Here is a 19331-nt window from a genome sequence, read left to right on the forward strand (position 1 = left end):
AGGGTCATAGGTCCATGCTTTAGTTTTTCCTTTTTCAGGGAGAACACCATGAGCGATTTCAACCTCGGGCGTCGTCGTGTCATGCAAGCGGTTGGCGCCGGGCTGTTGTTGCCGGGGCTGGCGCCGGCGGTGATCGCTTCGGTCAAGGATCGGCCGCAACTCACCGACGGCGTGCAGTCCGGCGACCTGCTGGGCGACCGGGCGATCATCTGGAGCCGCTGCGACCGCCCCGCGCGGATGGTGGTGGAGTGGGACACCCGCAGCCTGTTTCCCAACCCCCGGCGATTCGTCTCGCCCCTGGCGGATGCGCGCACCGATTTCACTGCCCGGGTCGAACTCACTGGGCTGCCCGCCGACCAGGCGATTTTCTATCGTGTGCAGTTTGAAGACGCCCAGAGCGGCGTTGCCAGCGAGCCCTGGTTCGGTCACTTGCGCAGCGTGCCGCAGACCCGTCGCGATATCCGTTTTGTCTGGAGCGGCGACACCGTCGGCCAGGGCTTCGGCATCAACCCGGACATTGGTGGCATGCGCATCTACGAAGCAATGCGTCTGCGTCTGCCAGACTTTTTTATCCACAGCGGCGACACCATTTACGCCGACGGCCCGATCCCGGCGCAGATCACCACGGAAGGCGGCCGGGTGTGGCGCAACATCACCACCGAGGCCAAGAGCAAAGTCGCCGAAACCCTCGATGAGTATCGCGGCAACTATCGCTACAACCTGATGGACGAAAACATCCGTCGCTTCAACGCCGAGGTCCCGCAGATCTGGCAGTGGGATGACCACGAAGTGGTGAACAACTGGTCGCCGGGCAAGCAACTGGATGCGCGTTACCAGGACAAAGATATCCACAGCCTGGTGGTCCGCGCACGCCAGGCCTGGCTCGAATACGCGCCGATGCGTTTGCAGAGCGGCGATGGCGGCGGGCGGATCTATCGCAAGCTCGGTTACGGGCCGCTGCTCGATGTATTTGTACTCGACATGCGCAGCTATCGCGGGGCCAACGATGACAATCTGGGCGCTGAAAAACCCTTCCTCGGTCGTGAGCAACTGGATTGGCTCAAGCGCGAAATGCAGGCCTCGAACGCACAATGGAAAGTCATCGCCGCCGACATGCCCATTGGCCTCGGCGTGCCCGACGGTGAAGTCAGTCCGGGTGTCGCGCGTTGGGAAGCGGTGGCCAACGGTGACCCCGGCCCGGCCCAGGGGCGCGAACTGGAAATCGCCGAATTGCTCGGTTTTCTGCGGGCGCAGCAGGTGCGCAATTTCCTGTTCCTGACCGCGGATGTGCATTACTGCGCGGCCCATCATTACCACCCGGATCAGGCGGCGTTCCAGGATTTCGAACCGTTCTGGGAGTTCGTCGCCGGGCCATTGAATGCCGGCAGTTTTGGGCCTAATCCGCTGGATAAAACCTTCGGCCCTGAAGTGGTGTTCGAAAAGGCGCCGCCCGCGCAGAACGTCTCGCCGTTTGCCGGGTTTCAGTTTTTTGGCGAGGTGAATATCGATGGGCAGAGCGGGGAGTTGAGCGTGGTGTTGCGCGATCTGGACGGGGTGTCGGTTTTCGAGCAGAAGTTGCAGCCGGTTTGACCGACACATGACCCCCTGTGGGAGCGAGCAAGCCCGCTCCCACGTTGGGATGTGGTGAATCAGTACACGTCGCGGCGGTAGCGGCCCTGTTCGATCAGCCGCTCCACTTCGGCGGCGCCCAGTACCTCGTTGAGCACCTGGTCCACGCCTGAAGCCATGCCTCGAAGGCTGCCGCAGATGTAGATCACGGCATCGTCCGCCAGCCACTTCTTGAGCTCGGCTGCCGATTCACGCAGGCGATCCTGTACGTAAATCTTTTCGGCCTGGTCGCGGGAAAATGCCAGGTCGAGGCGCGCCAGATCACCATTGATCAGCCACTCCTCCAGCTCCTTTCGGCACAGGTAGTCGTGCTCGCGATGGCGCTCGCCAAACAGCAGCCAGTGACGTTGCTGACCATCGGCAATCCGTGCCTTGAGCAGGCTGCGCAACCCGGCCAGCCCCGTGCCATTGCCCAGCAGGATCATCGGTACCGGTTGGGCCGGCAGATGGAAACCACTGTTGCGCCGCACGCGCAGGCTGATGGAACTGCCCACTGGCGCGTGTTCGGTCAGCCAGCCGGAGCCGACGCCGAGATTACCGTCGGCATGCACTTCCTGGCGCACGATCAATTCCAGCACGCCATCGGCCGGGATCGACGCAATGGAGTACTCACGCATGGCCAACGGCACGAGGGCCTCTGCCAGCGCCTGCGCGTGCAGGCCGACCAGGTGGGCGCGGTTCTCCGGCAACTGGCGGGTGGCCAGGGCCTGTTCGAGGGTTTCTTCCAGGCCGTTGAGTTGCACCTTGGTTTCACCGTGAATGCCCATGCCGTCGAGGAAATGTTCGATGGCCCAAGGGCAATTGCGCGGCAACACTTCCACCAGGTCGCCCGCCAGCCAGCTGCTGGTGGAAGGAGGCTTGAGGCCCAACAAGTACACCGGCGCACCACTGCTGTCCGGGTTGAGCAATTCACGACGCAGCAGGGTCCAGTTGTCGTAGCTGGGCGCTTGCCAGGTATCCACGGGGGCCTGGCCGGTCAACAGGCCCAGTTGCTGTTGCCAGTGACGCAAGGCATAAGGGTCACCGCTGTCGACTTCCACCGGGGCGAACAGGGTCTTTGCGCCATGTTCGCCCAACCAGGCATGCAGGCGTTTGGCGAAACCGCAGAAGTGTTGATACTGCCGGTCGCCCAGTCCCAGGACGGCGTAATTCAGGCGTCCCAGGCTCGGTGCTCGGCCAAGTACTTTGCGCTCGAACCCGCGGGCGCTGTCCGGTGCTTCGCCGTCGCCGAAGGTGCTGACCACGAACAAGGCATTGTTCGATTCATGCAAGTCCTGCTCGCTGACGTCGGCCAACGGTTGCACTTTTACCGGCAAGCCTGCGGCCTGCAATTGTCCGGCGGTTTGCCATGCCAACTGTTCGGCAAAACCACTTTGGCTGGCGAAGCCGATCAGCCACGCCGGTGCGTCGCTGGCGGTTTGCACGAGGTCTTTGCGCGCATCCTTGATCTGGCGTTTTTTGCGCCGACGATCCAGGTACAGCATCCAGCCGGTGACGAAGAACAGCGGCATGGTCAGCGCGGTAAGGGTCAGGATGATGCGCCCGACGATGCCGAAGTAGCTGCCGACGTGCAGCGCATAGATACTGGTCAGCAGTTGCGCCTTGAGGCTCTTGTCGCTGTAGCGATCAACGCGCTTGACCACGCCGGTGGCCGGGTCGAGGGTGATCTGGTTCAGGGCGCGGTCGTGAGGCGACGTCTTCAGCAGGAAGTACACGGTCGCGGGTTGGCCGGCCACGGGCGGCATGCGCACGTTATAGGAACTGAGTTGCGGGCCGGCCGCGCTGTAGATGCTGCTCCACATCGCCGCGTAATCGGCCGTCGGTGCCGGACCGCTCGGCGCTGGGCCGCGTCCGCCGCGCCCGCGTTCGCTCTGCGGTGAGTCGGAGAGCAAGCGGGTCAGGCCCTTGTTGTACCACTCGTAGGACCAGGACAATCCGGTCAGCGCTGCCAGGAGGTAAAACACCAGGCACCAGGTGCCGGCCACCGAGTGCAGATCCCAGTTGAAGCTGCGGCCCTTTTTCTTCCAGTCCAGTGTCAGCCAGGCGCGCCAGCTTTTCCATTGGCGAGGCCAGCGCAGGTACAGGCCGGACAGGCAGAAGAACACCAGGATCAGCGTGCACGCGCCGGTGATCTGCCGACCCGTGTCGCCCATGGCGAGGAAGCGGTGCAGTTGCAGCATCAGGCCGAAGAAATCCTGGCCGGTGGCGTTGCCGAGGAACTCGGCGGTGTAGGGGTCGAAGTAGCGCATCTCGCCACGGCGCTCGCCCGGTGGCGGGGTGAACCACACTTTGGCGGCGTTGCCGCTGTCGGTTTCCACGGTGAGCATCGAGACTTTTTTGCCCGACGCGGCTTCGATGTGCTCCACCAGTTCGGCGGGCGGCAGCACACCGGCGACCTGTTTTTCGACCTGCAACACAGAAGGGTTGAGTGTGCTCAGGATTTCATCCTGAAACGACACCACCGCGCCGGTGATGCCCATCAGGGCCAGGACCAGCCCGGCGCTGATGCCGAAAAACCAGTGCAACTGGAACAGGGTTTTCTTCAACACGTCGCTCGCCTTGTTCGTTCAAATTGATTCATCACGGCGCGCATTATGCCGTGGGGTTGTCGAGAAGCATTCTTTTTTACACACAAAGGCCCCGTTCATGTGAATGAACGGGGCCGGGTCTGATTTCACCCTCCCTTGTGGGAGCGTAAGTGGCAATCAGAAGTGGAAGTTGGTGCTCAGCAAAGCGGTGCGACCGGCCGCCTGGTTGGCGAAGTGAGTCGAGAACGCCTTGTCGTAGTAGGTTTCGTCGGTCAGGTTCTGCACGTTCAGTTGCAGGTCGACATTCTTGGTCAGCTTGTAGGCCGCCATCGCGTCGTAACGAACGTAGGAATCGACCATGGTGGTGTTGGCGGCACTGCCGAACACGTCATCGACATAGAACGCGCCGCCACCGATGGTCAGCCTTGGCGTGACTTGATAGGTCGTCCACAGGCTGGCGCTGTTCTTCGGCGTGTTAGGCAGTTCGTTGCCGTTATTGGCTTTGTTTGCCGGCAGGTCGCCGCCATCGACTTGCTCGCTGTCCATGTAGGCGTAACCGGCGAAGACCTGCCATTTGTCGGTGAGCTTGCCGCTGGCCGACAGTTCTACACCTTGAACGCGGGTTTTTCCGATGTTTTCGAAGGTGGTGGTATTGGTCTGCACACGAGCGTTGTCTTTCTCGGTGCGGAAGATGTCGGCGGTCAGGGACAAACGATTGTTCAGCAGATCCCACTTGGTACCGATTTCGTAGTTCTTGGTGGTTTCCGGCTCCATGTCGCTTTTCAGCAGGTTGCCGTTGCGATCCGGCGTGCCGCCCAGCGGGTTGCCGTCCATGCCTTCACCGAGGGTGTTGCCCGGTGGGGTGGCGGACGTCGCGTAGGACGCATAGATGCTGCCGTTCTCGGCTGGTTTGTACACCACACCGAACTGACCGGTAACGAATTCGCTGGTGTCATCACCCTTGGACGTGGTCACGCTGGAACCGTTGAAGGTTTTGTAGTCGGTGTCGAAGTGGTCGTAGCGCAGGCCCATGTTCACCAGCCACTGCTCGGACAATGTCAGGGTGTCGAACACATACAGTGCGTAGGTGTTGGCCTTGGTGTCGGTGCCGGCATAGTTGCGCGAGATGGCGCCGCTCCATGGATCATTCTGGTTCGGGTTGGACAGCGATGTGCAGTTGTAACCGCTTGGCGCGCCGATCATTGCCGGGGAGCAGTTGGTGGTTACCGCTGCCGTTCCCGGGGTGGTGTCCGTGTTGACGTTGTACGTCGATTTTTCGCTTTCCTCGTGGGTGTATTCGACACCGGTGGAGAAGCTGTTCTTGAACCCGGCGATGTACACATCACCAAACAGGTCGGTCTGGTTGGTCGTGGTCTCGGTGTTGCTCACACGAGTGTTCGCCCGGCGCCAGACGCTGCCGTTGTTGACGTTGCCCTTACTGTCGTCCGGCTGGGTCAGGATGTAGTCCTGCATGCTGGTGCCGTGACGCAGGGTGTTCTTGATGGTCAGCGAGTCGCTCAGGTCGTGCTCGATGGCGAAGGTCGCCGTGTCGGTGCGGGTCTTGCGGAAGTCGCGGTCGGTCAAACCATAGAAATTGCTGCTGTCGCCGCCGTCATTCGGCTTGTCCGGGTTGGCCTTGGTACGCGCCGCCGAGCCTCCGGTCGGGATGCTGTACGGAATACCCGAGTCCGGCAGGTCGTTGCTTTCGAGATGGTAGTAGTCGAGGTTGACGCGGGTGTCGGTGCCCAGGCCGAAGGCCAGGGAAGGTGCAACACCCCAACGGTCGTAGTTGACGCTGTCACGTCCGGCGACGTTGCTCTCGTGGCTCAGCAGGTTCAGACGGCCGGCGGCGGTGTCGGTGAACTGGTAGTTGCCGTCGAAGGTGTAGCGCTGGGTCTGGTCGGAGCCCCAGGTGAAACCACCGTCGAGCGAATTGCCCAGGTGAGCCTTTTTGCTGACCAGGTTGATGCTGCCGCCCGCAGCGCCACGGCCGCCGATGGCCGAGTTCGGGCCCTTGCTGACTTCGATCGACTCAACGGCGAAGATTTCGCGGCTCTGTGAGCCGGTGTCGCGCACGCCGTCCAGGTAGGTGTCGCCCTGGGCGTCGAAGCCGCGGATGAACGGACGGTCACCCTGGGGGTTGCCACCTTCACCGGCACCGAAGGTGATGCCTGGAACAGTACGCAGCGCGTCCTGCAAGTTGAGCGAGCCGGTATCTTTCAAGACCTGCTGCGGAACAACGGTCACCGAACGCGGCGTGTCGATCAGCGGCGCGGTGTACTTGGGCGAGGAGGCTTTCTCGACGTTGTAGGTTGTCTCGTCCTGGGCTACGCCAGTGATGGCAGTGGCGCCCAGCGAAATCACTTTGTCCGGTGCTTTTTCGTCGGTTTTTTCCGCTGCGAAAACCATGTGGCCCGCAGAGCTGGCTGTAATCGCCATGCCGATGGCGGATGCGAGCAGACGTGGTGAGCTGACCGGTACTTGTGGTTGTTGACGCGACATTTGAATTCCCCTCCCCAAGGATTTGAGGCCGCGGAATATAGTGTAAATAGGTATTCGTAACAATTGCGAAACATTACTATTCGCACTGAATTTACAATCTTTACAATTTAACCTTACGGTTTCTGCTGACTCATTCGTCAGATGTGTTTTACATTAGCAATAAGAATCAATACCATTACTATCCCCATCCCTTTGGTTTCAGGTGCCTTTGTCATGCTGCTGCACATTCCCGGCCTGTTTGAAAAAGACGAGGTGCAGCGCATTCGCGAGGTTCTGGAGCAAGCCGATTGGGCCGATGGCAAGATCACCGCCGGCTACCAGTCAGCGAAGGCCAAGCACAATTTGCAGTTGCCGGAAGGGCATCCGCTGGCCAAGGAGATCGGCGCGGCGATGCTGGAGCGGCTGTGGAAAAACCCGCTGTTCATGTCAGCAGCCTTGCCGCACAAAGTCTTTCCTCCGTTGTTGAACTGTTACACCGCCGGTGGCAGTTTCGACTTCCATATCGACAACGCAGTGCGTCAGCCCAAAGGCGGCATCGAGCGGGTGCGTACGGATTTGTCCGCCACGCTGTTTTTCAGCGAGCCAGAGGATTACGACGGCGGCGAGCTGGAAATCCAGGACACCTTCGGCACCCAGCGGGTGAAGCTGCCTGCCGGTGACATGGTGCTGTACCCCGGCACCAGCCTGCACAAGGTCAATGCGGTGACGCGCGGAACGCGACTCGCCTCGTTTTTCTGGACGCAAAGCCTGGTGCGTGAAGACAGTCAGCGCGCCCTGTTGTTCGAGATGGATGGGGCGATTCAACAACTGACCCGCGACGTGCCCGATCATCCATCGCTGATCCGCCTCACCGGCACCTATCACAACCTGTTGCGTCGCTGGGTCGAGGTGTAAGTGGCGGATTTTCGTTTACGCCGCGAAGAAATGCTCGACGGTGAGCGCCTGCGCTCGATGCTCGACGAAAGTCCGGCCCGGGCGGCCCAGGCCATCCTGATTGCCGCGCGCGAAGGTGAGGTCGAAGCCCAGGCCTTGCTCGGGCAGATTCTGCTCGACGGCCAGGGGATCGCGCAGGACCAGCCGCTGGCGCTGAGCTGGTTCGGCATCGCCGCGCGCCAAGGGCACCCGATGGCGCGCAACATGCTCGGTCGTTGTCATGAGCATGGCTGGGGTTGTGTTGCCGACGCATCGCTTGCCGCACGGCACTATCGAGTCGCGGCACAGGCCGGGCTGGATTGGGCGATGTACAACTACGCCAATCTGCTCGCCACAGGACGCGGGGTAAATAAGGATCAGGCGTCGGCGTTCAGCTTCTATCAACGCGCGGCACACTTGGGCCATGCCAAATCGATGAATCTTCTGGGTCGATATCTGGAAGAGGGGCGTGTGTGTCCCATGGATTTGCGAGCGGCCCGCGACTGGTATCGGCGTTCGGCCGAGGGCGGGGACTTTCGGGGGCAGTTCAGCCATGCGGCGTTTTTGGCCCACACCGGCTATATCGACGAAGCACTAGGCTGGCTGCGCAAGGCGCTGGCGAACGGCAACCCGAACTTCCTGCGGGTGGCGAGCCAGACGCTGGCCAGTGCAACGGACCCGCGGATTCAGGCATTGGCCGCAGAATATGCCGGTCGCTGCGCCGAGCTGGAGAGTCGCTGAATTGCAGGCACAAAAAAGCCCATGACACGTCATGGGCTTTTTGTTTGTGCGCCAGGCATGGCGCGTTGCGCGCAAGCGCAACCGGCTTGGCTGTGGTGGCCGCGCTGGTGACTTGGAGGTGAAAGTCCTCTACACACCCGGCAAGGGGAAGTGTTAGCCAGAGGCAAGGGTGTCGCGGGTGACTGCGAATCTGAAGGAAGCCCGAGGCAAAATGCTGGCCTGACGAACAGGAAGTGGATTAGGCGGCGCAGCGGGGTAAGGGGGCAAACTTCCTCAAAGCCCAATACTTGCACGGAACGTTGCGACGTAGATCCAACAGGCATAAGCAGGAAGGTCACGCGAATTACCCTGGGAGATCTGCACGTTTGCCACTGTGCTACCGAAGGCCGAGAGGCGACGGGATGAACGTGCAGAAGTCAGCCGAGGCCGTAGTAAGTGGCGAATAACCGCGTCACCAAGGGCTGAACAGGTTATGCCGCTGGTAGGCGTCAGAGTCTCGTTGGATACCGAAATGCAGAAATTTCTCGCAGAGAAGACTGTTACTCCGAGTCCCGGACAGTATCCGCGGATGACGACTGACAGCGCACAGGTATCGGCGGCGTCTGTGGCGTGGACGAACGCGGAGCCGGACACGCTGATGGAGCAGGTGCTCGCACCCGCCAACCTCAAGCGTGCGTATCAACGCGTAGTCAGCAACAAGGGCGCGCCGGGTGCCGATGGCATGACGGTCGACGAATTGGCAGGCTACGTGAAACAGTATTGGCCGACCCTTAAGGCTCGGTTGCTGGCCGGTGAGTATCACCCACAAGGTGTACGCGCCGTCGACATTCCGAAACCCAAAGGCGGGACAAGACAGCTGGGTATCCCCTGCGTCGTGGATCGCCTGATCCAGCAGGCCTTGCTACAACAGCTCACGCCGATCTTCGACCCTCTGTTCTCGGATTACAGCTACGGCTTTCGTCCGGGCAGAAGCGCTCACCAAGCCATCGAAACCGCTCGCGGCCATGTGGCAGCGGGTCACCGCTGGTGCGTGGAACTTGATCTGGAGAAATTCTTTGATCGGGTCAACCACGATGTCCTGATGGCTTACGTGGCGCGTCAAATCGAAGACAAGCGTGTGCTCACGTTGATCCGTCGTTACCTCGAAGCGGGAACGATGTCAGGCGGACTCGTCAGCCGACGGCAGGAAGGGACGCCGCAAGGCGGCCCGCTTTCGCCGTTGCTGTCGAACATCCTGCTCAACGAACTCGACAGCGAACTGGAACGACGGGGTCATCGCTTCGTGCGTTACGCCGACGACGCCAACATTTATGTGCGCAGTTGTCGGGCGGGTGAACGAGTGATGGTCAGCGTTGAGTGCTTCCTGATCCAGCGTCTGAAACTGACGCTGAATAGGGAAAAGAGCCGTGTGGCACGGCCTTGGGTCTGTGACTATCTGGGTTATGGGATGAGCTGGCACCGACAGCCGAAGTTAAGAGTGGCGACGATGAGTCTGGGTCGCTTACGTGACCGAGTCAGGGACCTGCTACACAAAGCGCGGGGTTGCAAGATGGCAACCGTCATCGTGCGGATAAACCCTATGCTGCGTGGTTGGGCTGGCTACTTCAAGCTAAGTCAAAGCAAGCGGCCACTTGAGGTGCTTGATGGCTGGGTGCGTCGTAAGCTGCGCTGCGCCGTATGGCGTCAATGGAAACAGCCCTCAACAAGGGCTCGTAACTTGATACGCCTGGGGCTCAGTAGGCATCGCGCCTGCATATCGGCGTTCAATGGTCGTGGCCCATGGTGGAGCTCAGGAGCTGCGCATTTGAATCACGCGCTACCGAAGAAACTGTGGGATCGGCTTGGTCTGGTCTCAATACCGGATACGATAACTCGGCTTAATCGCATAACTTGAACCGCCGTATACGGATCCGTACGTACGGTGGTGTGAGAGGACGGCGGCTGTAAAGCCGCCTCCTACTCGATTCTACGCAGTATTTACACGTAGAACGACTTCAGCGGCGGGAAGCCATTGAATTCGACGGCGCTGTAGCTGGTGGTGTACGCACCGGTCGACAGCCAGTACAGGCGATCACCGATGGCCAGGTTCAGTGGCAGGCCGTACTTGTAGTTTTCGTACATGATGTCGGCGCTGTCGCAGGTAGGGCCGGCGATGACCACTTCTTCCATCTCGCCTTTTTTCTCGGTCCAGATCGGGAACTTGATGGCTTCGTCCATGGTTTCGATCAGGCCGGAGAACTTGCCCACATCCGTGTACACCCAACGCTCGACAGCGGTACGGGATTTGCGCGCGACCAGCACTACTTCGCTGACCAGGATGCCGGCGTTGGCGATCAACGAGCGGCCTGGCTCGAGGATAATTTCCGGCAGGTCATCACCGAAGTCTTCCTTCAGGAAGCGGATGATTTCCTCGGCGTAGGTTTCCAGGCTGTTGGTACGGGTGATGTAGTTGGCCGGGAAGCCGCCGCCCATGTTGATCAGCTTCAGGTGGATGCCGTCTTCTTCTTTCAAACGCTCGAAGATCACTTTGACTTTGGCGATCGCTGCGTCCCAGACGCTGATGTCGCGCTGCTGCGAGCCGACGTGGAAGGAGATGCCGTAAGGCACCAGGCCCAGGTCGCGAGCGAGGATCAGCAGGTCCATGGCCATGTCGGTCTGGCAGCCGAATTTACGCGACAACGGCCAGTCGGCGGTGGTCGAGCCTTCGGTCAGGATACGTACATAAACTTTTGCACCCGGAGCGGCCTTGGCGATGTTGCGCAGGTCGGCTTCGGAGTCGGTGGCGAACAGACGCACGCCCTTCTCGTAGAAGTAGCGGATGTCCTTGGATTTCTTGATGGTGTTGCCGTAGCTGATGTGGTCGGCGCTGACGCCGCGATCGAGCACTTTGTCCAGTTCATAGATCGAGGCGATGTCGAAGCTCGAGCCTTTCTCTTTGAGCAGGTCGATGATCTCGACGGCCGGGTTGGCCTTGACCGCGTAGTAGATCTTGGCGAATTCGAAACCGGCGCGCAGGTCGTCATAGGCCTGGCTGATCATCGCGGTGTCGATCACCACGAACGGGGTTTCCTGTTTGTCGGCGAACGCCTTCATTTTCTGAAAGGTTTCGCGCGCGAAATAGTCTTCGACCTGGATCGACATACCTGGGAGCTCCTACTGGCAAACGTTAGTAATCAATGGGTGCAAATGAACGTCCTCCGTATCCCCACTTTGGTTCGCCTACTTCCCAAGGCATGTCGCCGAAAGCAAAAAGGCCATGGGAAGTGCAGCTTTCCCTTGGCCTTGCTGTCTCGTCGTCAGTACTTGAGCCGGATGGATCGTTTCCAGCATGGACGTTCGGCGCGAACTTTAGGGCGTGAGGGGCTTGAGATCAACAAAAAATGTCGCGTTTTTGCACTCTTCTGACGCGCGTTACGAGCGTCACTCTTTTTAACCGACTCAGATGACAGTCGGATGTTCCAGAAGATTTATGAAGTGTTAAAAATACCTGCACGTTCGACGCTTTTGTGCGCTAAGTCGCTAGTAACTACGATAGCGTCAACATCGGCGACGTTGGCAGCGAAAAGGTAGGCAGAGAGGGGATTTGACTATTCCTGAGCGTGTATCAGGATGGCTTTTACAGACGCTGCTGTTGATATTTTTTTCCGGTCTGCCGATTACTCAAGAATTGCACAAACCTTGTAGGAGTGAGCCTGCTCGCGATGGCATTTTCACTGCCAACATCGTGTTGACTGACATTGCGCTATCGCGAGCAGGCTCACTCCTGCAGGTTTTGCGTTTTTTACCGGGCGATATGAGTGATCAGGCGACCACCGCCTCGGCTGGCGACACGATGTTGGTCTTCATCCCCCGCGAACGTCCGGAGCTCAAGTAAGCAGCAATCGACTCCTGTGTCACCTCACCCAAAAACACCCTCTCGGCATCCATCACCGGCAACCACGCCCGATTGAACTCGTACATACGCGACAGCAGGATGCGCAAATGTTCGTCGTACGCCGCCGTGGCATTGAACTCGCGTTGGTACTGTGCGCAGGTGCCGGTCTGACGGTGCAGGTCACGACGTCGTACATAACCCAGGGCTTTATTCTCGGCACAAGTCACCACCACGTAGCGTCGGTCATGCTCGTCCATCAACTCCAGCGCTTCGGCCACCGGGGTATGCGGGCTGACGGAGGGCGCGTTGTCCGCCGCATCTTCAGCTTTCACCAACAGCAGACGCTTGAGTGTGCTGTCCTGGCCGACGAAGTTGCTGACAAACTCATCCGCCGGATGCGCGAGCAGAGTGTCCGGGTGATCGATCTGCAATAGCTTGCCGGCGCGGAAGATCGCGATCTTGTCGCCGAGCTTGATCGCCTCGTCGATGTCATGGCTGACCATGATCACGGTCTTGTTCAGCGCCCGTTGCATCTCGAAGAATTCGTTCTGGATCATCTCGCGGTTGATCGGGTCGACCGCACCGAAGGGCTCGTCCATCAACAGCAACGGCGCATCGGCCGCCAAGGCGCGAATCACGCCGATCCGCTGCTGCTGGCCACCGGACAATTCCCGTGGATAACGATGCAGGTATTGCTTGGGTTCGAGCTTGATCATGCTCATCAACTCGCGGGCGCGGTCGTGGCATTTCTGCTTGTCCCAGCCGAGCAGTTTCGGCACCACGACGATGTTCTCCTCGATGGTCATGTTCGGGAACAAACCGATCTGCTGGATCACGTAGCCGATGTTGCGGCGCAGGGTCACTTCGTCGAGGCCTGTGGTGTCTTCGCCATTGATCAGGATCTTGCCCGAGGTCGGTTTGATCAGGCGGTTGATCATTTTCAGCGTGGTGCTTTTGCCGCAACCCGATGGCCCGAGGAACACGCAGATTTCGCCTTCATTGACGGTCAGGCTTACCGAGTCCACGGCTTTCACATCTTTGCCGTTGCTTTGGAAGGTCTTGCTGAGGTTTTGAAGTTCGATCATTTGAGTAGTCCTTTTGGAGTCAGCGAGCGTTGCAGCCATTGCAGAAGCAGGTCGGCGAAGATGGCCAGCACACTGACCAGCACGGCGCCGACAATCAGCATCGACATGTCGCTGCGGCTGATGGAGGCGAGGATGAGTACGCCCAGGCCACCGGCGCCGATGGTGGCGGCGATGGTCATCACGCCGATGTTCATGACTACGGCGGTGCGCACACCGGCGAGGATCACCGGCACGGCGATGGGCAACTCGACCATGCGCAGGCGCTGGCCGAAGGTCATGCCGATGCCGCGGGCGGCTTCGCGGATGCCCGGCTCGACGCTGGTCAGGGCCAGGTAGGTGTTACGCATGATCGGCAGCAGCGAATAAAGGAACACGGCCGTGATCGCCGGCATTGGCCCCAGGCCCTGGCCGAACTTGGAATAGAACGGTAGCAGCAAGCCGAACAGGGCAATCGACGGTACGGTCAGCAGCACGGTGGCGCTGGCTTGCAACGGACCTGCGAGGCTCGGGAAGCGTGTCATCAGGATGCCCAGCGGCACGCCAACTACAATCGCCAGGGTCACGGCGATGCCGACCAGTGTGATGTGCTGCCAGGTCAGGTGGATCACCTGTTGCCAGTCGAGATGGGAAAAGGCGTTCAGGAATTCCATGACTTTTCCTCCTTAATTGATCGGGTGCTGGCGCAGAAAATCGGCGGCAACGGCTGAAGGACTTTGGTGCTCGACGTCGACCCGCGCGTTGAGCTCGCGCATGGTGTTGTCGTCGAACAGTTCCGCCAGCGGCTTGAGCTGTGCGGCCAATTGCGGATGCGCATCGAGGTAGGCCTGACGCACCACCGGCGCGGCGGTGTAGTCGGGGAAGTAATGCTTGTCGTCTTCCAGCAGCTTCAGCTTGAAGGCGTTGAGGCGACCGTCGGTGGTGTAGACCAGACCGGCAAACACCTGACCGTTTCGCAGCGCGGTGTAGACCAGACCGGCGTCCATCTGCCGGATGTTCTTGCGGGTCAGGTTCATGTCGTAGAGCTTGACCATGCCATCCAGACCGTCCGAACGGTTGGCGAACTCGGTATCCAGCGCCACCAGGTTGTTGGTCTGGGCTTCCTTGCGCAGCACCGTGTTCAGCTCACTGATGGTGTTGATCTGCGGGTATTGGTCGGCGACGTTCTTCGGCAGGGCGAGGGCGTAGGTGTTGCTGAATTTCGACGGAGTGAGCCAGACCAGGCCTTTTTTCGCATCGAGTTCTTTTACTCGTGCGTAGGACTGTTCACTGTCGAGTTTTTCAGTGACATGGTTGTAGGCCACCAGCGAAACGCCGGTGTATTCCCAGAGCATGTCCAGCTGGCCACTTTCGTGGGCGCTGCGGGCCAGATTGCTGCCCAGGCCGCCGGTCACCTGCACCTCGTAACCCTTGGTGCGCAGGTACTGCGAGGTGATTTCCGCCAGCAGGGTCTGTTCGGTGAACACCCGGGCGCCGATACGGATCAACGGTTTTTCCGCGGCTTGGGCAAATCCTGCGAACAGCAGGACGCAGCCTAGTAAAAAGCTTGAAGTTTTCATGACGATTCCTTTGCCGAGGCTTAAGACGGGCGCAAGCCGCGTTCGAGCCAGAGGCGGCTGGCGAGTGTCACCAGGCCGTCGAGCAACAAGGCCAGCAGGGCGGTGCAGGCCGCGCCGAGCAGCAATTGCGACTGATTGTTCAGGGCAATGCCGGGGAAGATCAGGCTGCCGAGACTGTTGGCGCCGATCAGGAACGCCAGCGGCGCCGTCCCGACATTGATCGCCAATGCCACGCGCACACCACCGATGATGATCGGCACCGCGTTGGGCAATTCGACTTTCCACAGCACCTGGCGCGGGGTCATGCCGATGCCGACGGCGGCTTCCTTGAGCGAGCCCTGAACGTTTTTCAGGCCTTCATAGGTGTTGCGCACGATGGGTAGTAGCGAGGCGAGGAACAGGGCGAAGATGGCCGGGCCGCTGCCAATGCCGAGGATACCGAGGGCTATGGCCAGAACGGCGAGGGGCGGAACGGTGTTGCCGATGTTGAAGAACTGCATGAAGCGTTCGGCGCGGCCGACCATGGACGGGCGGCTGAGGAGGATGCCGGCAGGAATGCCCACGACAAGGGCGGCCAGCATGGAAGCGAGGACGAGAACCAGATGAGCTTGCAGGTAAAACAACAAATCGTCGCGGTAGTGTTCGATCGTGTTGATGCCGATCCATTGGATCAGCAGGGCCAGAAGGGCGAATACCAGCGCGCCTCCTATCAGCCCTTTGCCATAGTGGATAGCCACAGGCGGACTCCTTTTTTCAGTCGGCGAACACTTTTTCGTGTGGCAACGCCTTGCTTGGCTGCCGAAAAAATGTCGCGATAAGCAGCTCGATCAGGCCGGCAAAGCAGCGTGTAATCGAGCCATGAGCACAGCCTCGTCAGGCCGAATTGCAGGTGTTTCAGGCCCCCGACGAGTGGTCGTAACGAGGGAGTGGACGTCTCCGTGCTTTAAAAGGTTCCCATCTGCGGCAGCATTTGGCCACCCCTAATGTGCTCAACGGTTCGGTTCTTGGATCAACTTGGGCTATAATCTGCGCCCTTTTTTGAATCACCTGCCAGGCGATTTCCCATGACCAAACAGGCCGCCGAAGTCGCGAAACGCCGCACTTTCGCCATTATTTCCCACCCCGATGCCGGTAAGACCACCATCACCGAGAAGCTCTTGCTGATGGGCAAGGCGATTGCGGTAGCCGGTACGGTGAAATCTCGTAAATCCGATCGCCATGCCACCTCCGACTGGATGGAAATGGAAAAGCAGCGTGGTATCTCCATTACCACGTCGGTCATGCAGTTCCCGTATCGCGAACACATGATCAACCTGCTCGACACCCCGGGCCACGAAGACTTCTCCGAAGATACCTACCGCACCCTGACCGCGGTGGACTCGGCGTTGATGGTTCTCGACGGCGGTAAAGGTGTTGAGCCACGGACCATCGCCCTGATGGACGTCTGCCGTCTGCGTGACACGCCGATCGTCAGCTTCATCAACAAACTCGACCGTGACATCCGCGACCCGATCGAACTGCTCGACGAAATCGAAGCCGTCCTCAAGATCAAGGCGGCGCCGATCACCTGGCCGATTGGTTGCTACCGCGACTTCAAGGGCGTGTATCACCTCGCCGATGACTACATCATCGTGTACACCGCCGGTCACGGCCACGAGCGCACCGAAACCAAGATCATCGAGAAGCTCGACTCCGATGAAGCACGCGCCCACCTGGGTGACGAGTACGAGCGTTTCATCGAACAGCTGGAACTGGTGCAAGGCGCCTGCCACGAGTTCAACCAGCAGGAGTTCCTCGACGGCCAACTGACCCCGGTGTTCTTCGGTACGGCGCTGGGCAACTTCGGTGTCGACCACGTCCTCGACGCTGTCGTTGATTGGGCACCCCGTCCGCTGGCACGCGTGGCCAACGAGCGCACCGTGGAACCGGTGGAAGAGAAGTTCTCGGGCTTCATCTTCAAGATCCAGGCGAACATGGACCCCAAACACCGCGACCGTATCGCCTTCATGCGTATCTGCTCCGGCAAGTACGAAAAAGGCATGAAGATGCGCCACGTGCGCACCGGCAAGGACGTGCGCATCGGCGACGCGCTGACCTTCTTCTCCTCCGAGCGTGAGCAGCTGGAAGAAGCGTTTGCCGGCGACATCATCGGCCTGCACAACCACGGCACCATCCAGATCGGCGACACCTTCACCGAAGGCGAAGTCCTGGGCTTCACCGGTATCCCGCATTTCGCCCCGGAACTGTTCCGCCGCGTACGCCTGAAGGATCCGCTGAAATCCAAGCAACTGCGTCAGGGCCTGCAACAGCTCGCCGAAGAAGGCGCGACCCAGGTGTTCTTCCCGGAGCGCAGCAACGACATCATCCTCGGCGCCGTCGGTGTGCTGCAGTTCGATGTGGTCGCCAGCCGCTTGAAAGAGGAATACAAGGTCGAGTGCTCCTACGAGCCGATCACTGTTTACTCAGCACGCTGGATCGAATGCAGCGACAAGAAGAAGCTTGAGGAATTCTCCAACAAGGCTGTGGAAAACCTGGCACTGGACGGCGGTGGTCACCTGACCTACCTCGCGCCTACGCGGGTCAACCTGGCCCTGATGGAAGAGCGCTGGCCGGACGTGAAATTCCGTGCGACCCGTGAGCATCACTAAGCGCTGAGTTGAAATACCCAAAACCCCGTTTGCGAAAGCAGCGGGGTTTATTGCCTGTTGCAATTCCCTGTAGGAGCGAGCCTGCTCGCGATGATTCCAGCCGCGCTGCGTTTATCCAGACAGAGCGCGTCATCGTTAGCATCCATCGCGAGCAGGCTCGCTCCTACAGGGTGCTTCGGTGTTAGCTGAAACGGGAATAACCCCTATTCCAAACCAATCTCCCAACCCACTGCATTTTCCCCCGCTCGACAGCGTCCAATCTGGAGAACCCGGCTGATCGGAACTAGATTTGACTCAGCGCCAGACAGGCACTCAACGAAAGGAAGGAATCGGCTATGAACAGGTTGTTTCGCGTTTTACTGCTGTTGAAGGTGATGGTGATGCTCTCGCTCGGGACTTCGATGGCGTGGGCCGAGTGCACCAACCACGGTGAGCAGGCTTCGAGCGGGCAGGCGGGTTATGCGGGGTTGATGATCGCCAAATCCGAATCGGAACCGGGAGATCAGGGGCAGGGTGGGGCTGACAACGACGATGACTCGACCACCGACGAGCCGGACTCCGATGAGGAAGAGGGCGACAGCCAGACGTAGTCGCTCAATGGCAGATAAAAGAAAACCCCTTCTACCTGACTGATGCGCAATCAAGGCGGAAGGGGTTGGTCAACGCATCAGGAATGTGAGCAACTCAATCCCTGTGGGAGCGGGCTTGCTCGCGAAGGCGTCGCGTCAGTCACCATTAACATCGACTGACACAATGCTTTCGCGAGCAAGCCCGCTCCCACATTTTTTATGCCGCGCCGTCGAGGAATTGCTCGGCGTAGTGGCAAGCCACCTGGCGGCCGGCGAGCAGGCGCAGGGCCGGCTCTTCAGTGCTGCAACGCTCGGTGGCATATGGGCAGCGCTTGTGGAAGGCGCAGCCGGACGGTGGGTTCAGCGGGTTGGGCAATTCGCCGACGATCTTGATTTTCGGCTTGTTCGGATCCGGGTGGATGGCCGGCGTCGCCGACAACAGCGCCTGGGTGTAGGGGTGCAGAGGACGGGAGTAAATGTCCTCTTTCGTGCCCATTTCCACCGGGCGACCGAGGTACATCACCATCACATGGTCGGCCACGTGGCGTACCACCGCCAGGTTGTGCGAGATGAACACGTAGGCGGTGTTGAACTCTTGCTGCAAATCCATGAACAGGTTGAGCACCTGCGCCTGAATCGACACGTCCAGCGCCGAGGTCGGTTCGTCCGCCACCAGCACTTTCGGTTGCAGCATCATCGCCCGGGCCAGGGCGATCCGCTGGCGCTGACCGCCGGAGAACATGTGCGGATAACGCTGGTAGTGCTCGGGCCGCAAGCCCACCTGCTTCATCATCGCCTGGACTTTCTCGCGACGTTCCGCGGCGCTCAGGTTGGTGTTGATCAGCAACGGCTCGGCGAGCTGATCACCGACTTTCTGCCGTGGGTTCAACGAGGCGTACGGGCTCTGGAACACCATCTGCACATCTTTGCGCAGTTGCTTGCGCTGGGCCTTGTCGGCACCGGCGACTTCCTGGCCGGCGATTTTCAAGGAGCCGGAGGACGGCTCTTCGATCAGGGTCAGGGCACGGGCCAGGGTGGATTTGCCGCAACCCGACTCGCCGACGACCGCGAGGGTCTTGCCGGCTTCCAGTTCGAACGACACGCCGTTGAGGGCGCGCACGGTGGCGTGACCCTTGAACAGGCCACGGGACACCTCGTAGTGACGGGTCAGGTCGCGGGCGGTAAGAACGACGGCCATTACGCCACCTCCTGGTTCAGCGGGTAGAAGCAGCGAGCGAGGCTGTTGCTTTTCTGGTCAAGGGCCGGACGTTGTTGACGGCAGTTGTC

Annotated in this window: 14 protein-coding genes and 1 pseudogene; 6 read left to right on the top strand and 9 right to left on the bottom strand. The window is 60.0% G+C overall.

Features of this window, described 5'->3' with window-relative positions; translation table 11 throughout:
• Nucleotides 1-48 precede the first annotated feature (48 nt).
• A complete protein-coding gene (locus KGB07_RS17805; RefSeq protein ID WP_046038740.1) occupies nucleotides 49-1590 on the top strand; it encodes an alkaline phosphatase D family protein in 1542 nt (513 codons plus the stop codon).
• A 59-nt stretch (nucleotides 1591-1649) separates the two neighbouring features.
• On the opposite strand, the gene KGB07_RS17810 is transcribed toward KGB07_RS17805, so the two are convergent.
• Together KGB07_RS17810 and KGB07_RS17815 are read right to left on the bottom strand one after the other, a co-directional pair.
• A complete protein-coding gene (locus KGB07_RS17810) occupies nucleotides 1650-4178 on the bottom strand; it encodes a PepSY domain-containing protein (RefSeq protein WP_223466097.1) in 2529 nt (842 codons plus the stop codon).
• A 156-nt stretch (nucleotides 4179-4334) separates the two neighbouring features.
• Nucleotides 4335-6659 carry a TonB-dependent receptor gene (locus KGB07_RS17815; protein ID WP_223466098.1) on the bottom strand — a complete coding sequence of 775 codons (2325 nt, stop codon included), beginning with the start codon at nucleotides 6657-6659 and terminating at the stop codon, nucleotides 4335-4337.
• Between the two features lie 213 nt (nucleotides 6660-6872).
• Between KGB07_RS17815 and KGB07_RS17820 the strand changes: the two genes are divergently transcribed.
• The 3 genes from KGB07_RS17820 to ltrA all read left to right on the top strand — a co-directional run bounded on the left by KGB07_RS17820 (nucleotide 6873) and on the right by ltrA (nucleotide 10206).
• Nucleotides 6873-7553 (top strand): Fe2+-dependent dioxygenase, encoded by a 681-nt coding sequence (locus KGB07_RS17820; protein WP_046038746.1) that lies wholly within the window; start codon nucleotides 6873-6875, stop codon nucleotides 7551-7553.
• On the top strand, nucleotides 7554-8312 hold the full coding sequence (locus KGB07_RS17825) for a tetratricopeptide repeat protein (protein WP_046038748.1): 759 nt from the start codon (nucleotides 7554-7556) through the stop codon (nucleotides 8310-8312).
• Nucleotides 8313-8784: 472 nt separating this feature from the next.
• Entirely contained in the window at nucleotides 8785-10206 is a 1422-nt protein-coding gene (ltrA, locus tag KGB07_RS17830; protein WP_223466100.1) for a group II intron reverse transcriptase/maturase, read from the top strand.
• Nucleotides 10207-10289: 83 nt separating this feature from the next.
• On the opposite strand, the gene KGB07_RS17835 is transcribed toward ltrA, so the two are convergent.
• From KGB07_RS17835 to KGB07_RS17855, 5 genes are all read right to left on the bottom strand, one after another.
• Entirely contained in the window at nucleotides 10290-11453 is a 1164-nt protein-coding gene (locus tag KGB07_RS17835) for a type III PLP-dependent enzyme (RefSeq protein ID WP_046043936.1), read from the bottom strand.
• Between the two features lie 660 nt (nucleotides 11454-12113).
• Nucleotides 12114-13271 (bottom strand): betaine/proline/choline family ABC transporter ATP-binding protein, encoded by a 1158-nt coding sequence (locus KGB07_RS17840; RefSeq protein ID WP_046043937.1) that lies wholly within the window; start codon nucleotides 13269-13271, stop codon nucleotides 12114-12116.
• Nucleotides 13268-13921 (bottom strand): ABC transporter permease, encoded by a 654-nt coding sequence (locus KGB07_RS17845; protein WP_046043938.1) that lies wholly within the window; start codon nucleotides 13919-13921, stop codon nucleotides 13268-13270. The genes KGB07_RS17840 and KGB07_RS17845 overlap by 4 nt, the downstream gene beginning before the upstream one ends.
• A 12-nt stretch (nucleotides 13922-13933) precedes the next feature.
• On the bottom strand, nucleotides 13934-14827 hold the full coding sequence (locus tag KGB07_RS17850) for a glycine betaine ABC transporter substrate-binding protein (RefSeq protein ID WP_046043940.1): 894 nt from the start codon (nucleotides 14825-14827) through the stop codon (nucleotides 13934-13936).
• A 20-nt stretch (nucleotides 14828-14847) separates the two neighbouring features.
• Nucleotides 14848-15564 (bottom strand): ABC transporter permease, encoded by a 717-nt coding sequence (locus KGB07_RS17855; RefSeq protein WP_223466102.1) that lies wholly within the window; start codon nucleotides 15562-15564, stop codon nucleotides 14848-14850.
• A 327-nt stretch (nucleotides 15565-15891) separates the two neighbouring features.
• Between KGB07_RS17855 and KGB07_RS17860 the strand changes: the two genes are divergently transcribed.
• Both KGB07_RS17860 and KGB07_RS17865 read left to right on the top strand, forming a co-directional pair.
• Nucleotides 15892-17475, top strand: coding sequence for a peptide chain release factor 3 (locus KGB07_RS17860; RefSeq protein ID WP_033040112.1), 1584 nt, complete (start codon nucleotides 15892-15894; stop codon nucleotides 17473-17475).
• A gap of 335 nt (nucleotides 17476-17810) precedes the next feature.
• Nucleotides 17811-18065, top strand: a complete 255-nt coding sequence (locus KGB07_RS17865) for a hypothetical protein (RefSeq protein ID WP_046043944.1) — start codon at nucleotides 17811-17813, stop codon at nucleotides 18063-18065.
• 196 nt (nucleotides 18066-18261) lie between these two features.
• On the opposite strand, the gene KGB07_RS17870 is transcribed toward KGB07_RS17865, so the two are convergent.
• On the bottom strand, nucleotides 18262-19242 hold the full coding sequence (locus tag KGB07_RS17870; RefSeq protein ID WP_046043945.1) for a peptide ABC transporter ATP-binding protein: 981 nt from the start codon (nucleotides 19240-19242) through the stop codon (nucleotides 18262-18264).
• Nucleotides 19242-19331 (bottom strand): annotated as a pseudogene (locus KGB07_RS17875) (peptide ABC transporter ATP-binding protein); the annotation flags it as partial. The pseudogene KGB07_RS17875 and the gene KGB07_RS17870, both read right to left, overlap by 1 nt.

Origin of the sequence: Pseudomonas sp. GL-RE-26, assembly GCF_019956275.1 — a bacterium.
GTDB classification, from domain to species: Bacteria; Pseudomonadota; Gammaproteobacteria; order Pseudomonadales; family Pseudomonadaceae; genus Aquipseudomonas; species Aquipseudomonas grandcourensis.